This is a genomic window from Phenylobacterium sp. (genome assembly GCF_016793285.1).
Lineage (GTDB): Bacteria > Pseudomonadota > Alphaproteobacteria > Caulobacterales > Caulobacteraceae > Phenylobacterium.
In genome coordinates this window covers 1-3,708 of sequence record NZ_JAEUMO010000051.1, presented here as the reverse complement: position 1 = coordinate 3,708, position 3,708 = coordinate 1, and the positions used below count along the sequence as shown (strand labels likewise).

At 71.0% G+C, this 3,708-nt stretch carries 3 protein-coding genes; 1 reads left to right on the top strand and 2 read right to left on the bottom strand.

All coding sequences use genetic code 11. The annotated features are described in order from the left end of the window. Window positions 1–1,902, bottom strand: a 1,902-nt coding sequence (locus JNL41_RS05625; protein WP_293473294.1) for a S9 family peptidase, incomplete at its 3' end; no start/stop codon positions are given. 123 nt (window positions 1,903–2,025) lie between these two features. Here JNL41_RS05625 and proC point away from each other — a divergent pair. After that, entirely contained in the window at window positions 2,026–2,820 is a 795-nt protein-coding gene (gene proC, locus JNL41_RS05620; protein ID WP_293473295.1) for a pyrroline-5-carboxylate reductase, read from the top strand. 58 nt (window positions 2,821–2,878) lie between these two features. Here proC and JNL41_RS05615 read toward each other — a convergent pair whose 3' ends face one another. Then, window positions 2,879–3,289: a DUF2147 domain-containing protein gene (locus tag JNL41_RS05615; protein WP_293473293.1), complete on the bottom strand. Its 411-nt coding sequence runs from the start codon at window positions 3,287–3,289 to the stop codon at window positions 2,879–2,881. Window positions 3,290–3,708 lie beyond the last annotated feature (419 nt).

Here is a 3,708-nt window from a genome sequence, read left to right as displayed (position 1 = left end):
CTTCAGGAACACCGCCTCGGTGGCCCGCACGGCCTCCTGGTTGGCTTTCTTGTAGATGCCGTGGCCCTCGTCCTTGGCGAGCACGTACCAGACCTCCGCGCCCTGGGCCCGGAGTTGCCTGACCATCTGCTCGGACTCGGTGCGCGGCACGCGTGGGTCGTTGGCGCCCTGGAAGACCATCATCGGCTTCGTCATCCGGTCGGCCATCTTGATCGGCGCGATCTTCTCGAAGACGGCCCGCATCTCGGGGATCCGCTCGTCGCCGTACTCGGCGCGGCGCTGATCGCGCCGATAGCCCTCGGTGTTCTGGAGGAAGGTGATCCAGTTGGAGATGCCGTAGAGGTCGATCACCCCGGCGATGCGGTCGTTGTAGTGGCCCGCCACGGCCAGGACCATGTAGCCCCCATACGACTGGCCGACGACGGCGACGCGGTTCGCGTCGAGGTCCGGCTGCCTGGCGATCCAGTCGAGCAGCGCCCCGATGTCCTTCACCGAGTCCTCGCGCTTCTCGGCGTTGTCGAGGTTGGTGTAGGTCTTTCCGTAGCCGGTGGAGCCCCGGACGTTCGGGATGATCACCGCCGCGCCCAGCTCGTTCACCCAGGACTGGCGGCGCGGATTGAAGCTGGGCTGCTCCTGGCTCTCGGGCCCGCCATGGATCTGGATCACCACCGGCAGCTTGCCGCTCTTCGCCGCCCTGGGCCTGTAGATGAACGCCGGGATCTGCTTGGCGTCGAAGGTCGGGTAACGGAACAGCGTCGGCTCCGAGAGCTTCGCCGGGTCAAGCCCCGCCATCTCGCTCTGCGTCCAGCGCGTCAGCGCGCCGGTCTTCAGATCGTAGCTCCAGACGTCGCCGGCGCCGGTCGAGGTCGAGAGCGAGAGCCCGAGCTTCGTCCCGTCCGGCGAGAACCCGGCGCCCGTCAGCACGCCCATCGGCAGCTTCGGCCCGGGCAGCACGCGGCCGCTCGCGACGTCGCGCAGCACGACCTTGGAGTAGCCTTCCTCGTTGACCAACTGCGCGAGCGTCTTGCCGTCGGGCGACAGATCGAAGCCCTCCGAGCCCCATGCGGCCCCGGGCTCCAGGTCGCGCACGACGCCTGACCTGAGGTCGATCACCACCGGCCGGGCCATCTCGGCCCCGTCGTCGGACAGCGTCAGCACGCCGGTCCCCGCCCCGACGAACGCGCCGCCGAGGTATCCCACCTTGCGGTCGGTCGGGCCGACCGGGGCCAGCTTCCCGGTCGCGACGTCCAGGGTGAAGAGTTCCACCCAGGTCGCGGAGTTGTCGCGCGAGACCAGCAGCGTCCTGCCGTCGGCCGAGATGTCCAGCACGCCCATCGAGCCCGTGCCGTCCAGCACCTTGCGGCGGCCGGCGGGATTGCCCGGATCGGCCAGCATGATGTCGTAGTTGGGATCGCCCGGCGTCACCTGTGTCCATGCGACCAGCTTGCCGTCCTTCGAGAACCTGAAGCCCTGGTTCCGGGTGTTCGGCGCCGTCAACTGGACCTGCGACTTCCCCTTCAGGTCGCGCATGTACGCCTGGTAGTATTCGGCGCCGCCGGCATCGAGGGGATAGAGGAAGGTGGCCGTGCCCGGCCGCGCCGTCGCGGAGCCGATCGGCTCGTTGAAGAAGGTGAGCTGGGTCCTGGCGCCCATGGGCCGCGCCACATGGTGGATCTGGGTGGTGTCGCCGAACCGCGTCGCGATCAGCATCGAGCCGTCGGGCAGCCAGTCCTCGAACACGGCGGAGCGGGCGTTGTAGTAGGGGTTGATGCGGGCCTGCAGGTCCTTGGGCGTCGCCGGGGCGCCGTCGTAGACGATGTTCCCCGCCTCGCGGACCTCCGCGAACGACACCCCGCCCAGCGCCAGCGCCGCCGCGCCGCCGATCAGAAATCCACGCACCATCGGTCTGTCCCCGCACCTGTCCCGGCGAAGCAAGCGCGGCCTTCCGTTCGCGTCAACCGGAACCGACCGAGCGCCGTTCGGGGTTTTGCCCGCCCGCCCCGTCCGCTAAGGCTCATGCTCATGATCACGCCGATCCTGATGCTGGGGGCCGGGCGCATGGGCGGCGCGATGGTCGAGGGCTGGCTGGGCGCCGGCGCCTTCGCCGCCCGCGACCTCATCATCCGCGATCCGCAGCCGGGTCCGGCCGCCCGGGCCGCCGCCGACGCCGGCGCGATCCTGAACCCTCCCGACGCCGACCTCGCCCGCGCCCAGACGGTGGTGCTGGCGGTGAAGCCGCAGCTCTGGCGGGACGCCGCCGCCGAGACCTCCGCGTGGCTGGCTTCGGGCGCGGTGATCGTCTCCATCGCCGCGGGCGTGAGGTCGAACGACATCGCCAGGGCGTTCGGCGGCCGCTGCGTGGCGCGCGTGATGCCGACGACCGCCGCCGCCATCGGGCAGGGGACGGCCAGCCTCTACGCCGACGACCCGGCGGCGCTGGCCCGCGCCCACGCCCTCTTCGAGCCGCTGGGCACGGTGGTCGATCTCAACGACGAGGGCCTGATGCACGCGGCGACCGCCGTCTCGGGCTCGGCGCCGGCCTACCTCTACGGGTTCATCGAGGCGCTGGAGGCGGCGGGCGTCTCGGCCGGCCTGTCGCCGAAGGAGGCGGAGCGCCTCGCCCGTTCGACCCTGACCGGGGCGGCCGCGCTGCTGGCCCGGAACGGCGGCGAGCCCGCGGACCTGCGCCGCCAGGTCACCTCGCCCGGCGGCACCACCGAGGCGGCGCTGAACGTGCTCCTCGGCGACGCCGGCCTGCCGCCGCTGCTGTGCGAGGCGGTCGCCGCCGCCGTGCGCCGCTCGAAGGAACTGGGCGCCTAGGGCCTTCGACGGTTCGCTTGTTCCGTCGAACCTCGGACCGAGCCGGGCGCCGAAGGGCCTAGCTCCGCTTCCAGGTCTGCGCCTGGCAGACCATCAGGATGCAGCCCTCGACCTTCAGCGTGCCGTTCGCGTTGATCGACATCTTCGAGTCGTAGGTCTTGCCGCTGGCCGGATCGTAGATCTTGCCGCCGTTCCACTTTCCCTGCGCCGCCTGCCTGAAGCCCCACAGCATCGGCAGGCCCAGGATCGGCCGGGCCTTCAGCCTGGCGTCGGGATTGTTCGCATCGGTCGCCTTCGCGTCCGCCGGGTTCTTCAGCCAGGTGATGGCGCCGCAGAGCCTGGCGCCGCAGGGCGCGATCCGGACCTTGCCGCTGCCGGACTGTGTCAGCCACTCGCCCTCGACCGGATCGGCGGCGAGCGCCGGCGCCGCGGCGAGGGTGAAGGCGGCGGCGATGGCGATGGCCCGCATGGAGGTCTCCCCGAATCGATGTTGTCCGAGCTTCGCCCCGGGCCGTGAACCGGGTGTGAACGGTGTCCGCCGGTCCAGAGGCCGCCATGCGGCCAGGGGTGGGCCCGCCAGCGAACTCGGTCCTCAGGCGCGCTCGCCGCGGACTTGGGTTTCGACGGCGGGAGACTGGCGGTCGCGCTCAGGTTTGGTACTACCCGCTCGATGACCAGCCCACCAGACATCCACCGGGACGCAGGCCGCGGTCACCTGCTCATGACGCGCCTTCTGATGCGCGTGTACTGGTTCGACGAAGCGCTGCAGGCCGCGCTGAAAGCGGCTGGCTGGTCTCCGGTTTCGCGCGCGCAGTCCCTCCTGTTCGCGAACGTCTCGGCCGGCGTCCACCGTCCCTCGCGTCTGGCGGAGAACCTGGGTGTCAGTCG